Annotated in this window: 1 protein-coding gene; it reads right to left on the bottom strand. The window is 63.8% G+C overall.

Annotated elements, in window-relative coordinates; genetic code table 11:
- The coding region (locus HNP02_RS42195) for an IS110 family transposase (protein ID WP_184446773.1) at nucleotides 1–962 on the bottom strand (962 nt) is incomplete at its 3' end.
- Nucleotides 963–1,270 lie beyond the last annotated feature (308 nt).

Raw genomic sequence — 1,270 nt, 5'->3', positions numbered from 1 at the left:
CCAAGTGAACCCTTGAGATACGGATTGCCCGGACGTGTCCTCGTCGACTTGACTCGGCCAGCGGATTGGTTGGAGCCCGGTGAAACTCCGGCCCAGGAAGCCAAATGCCCCGCGCTGGGGAACACGCTCATGTCCCCGCCGGTTTCGGCGATGAACACCTCGGCGGTCTTGGTCGAGAACCCGGGAATGCTGATCAACAGTTCCCGGGCGACACGAAAGGGCGCCATCGCCTCCTCGATCCGCGCGTCGAGGCGACCGATGTCGGCGCTGTGCGCGTCGATGCGGTCCAGGAACAACCGGGCCATGAACGCGTGATGCTCAGTGAACCGGCCGACCAGCGCCTCGGTCAGGTCCGGGATCTTGCGCCGCAGCGTGCGCTTGGCCAGATCGGCGATCACAGCGGGATCGGTCTGGCCGGCGATCAGTGCTTCGAGCATCGCTCGTCCCGATACCCCGGTGATGTCGGTGGCCACCGAGGACAGTTTGATCCCAGCGTCCTCAAGCAACTTCTCCAGCCGCTGCACCTCACGTGAGCGTTCCCGAGTGATGTGGGTGCGGGCGCGGGTCAGATCCCGCAGCGCCCGGACCGCGGGCGGCGGCACCAACGATGCGGTCACCAGACCGTGCGCCCCCAGATCGGCCAGCCAGGCAGCATCGGACACATCGGTCTTGCGACCGGGTACGTTGCGTACCCGAGAGGCGTTGACCAGCATCATCTCCAGCACGTCGTCGAGCAAGTAGTAGAACGGCTTCCAGTAGTCACTGGTGGACTCGATAACCACACACGTGACCTTCTCGGCGAGCAGGTGCTCACGCAACGCCAAGATCTGCGCCGTCGTCGCACCCCACGTCGTCACCGTCGACGACGCCCGCTTACGGCCTTGGCCCGCAATCCGCACACAGACCTTCGCGTCCTTCTTCGAGCAGTCGATACCCGCACACCGCGGGTGCACCACATCCATCCGAAACCACCACCTTCCAACGGGATTGACAAAGAGGTGTTTCGGGGAGAGCGGTGTGAAACAGAATTCTGACACTCGTGCTCGAAGGCAACATTCCACGGTCCCCGTGGAAAAGGGGCTCTCCACCCTCAGGCTAATTTGCGGGCTCACAGGCAACATAGTGCGACCGGGGTCGACCGAAACACCCTCCAGCATGAACCGTCCGCCGCGCGGCCGCTATACCAGCGCAGACCCCGTCCGCAACCGCAACCGGCGCGCACAATTTTCGATCACCACGGTGGAGAGCGAAGCGCCCCAGAGAAGCTAAT

The sequence above is a fragment of the Mycobacterium sp. AZCC_0083 genome (assembly GCF_014202335.1).
Taxonomy (GTDB): domain Bacteria; phylum Actinomycetota; class Actinomycetes; order Mycobacteriales; family Mycobacteriaceae; genus Mycobacterium.
Note: the sequence above shows the minus strand (reverse complement) of the source record. Positions and strands in the feature narration are given on the sequence as shown.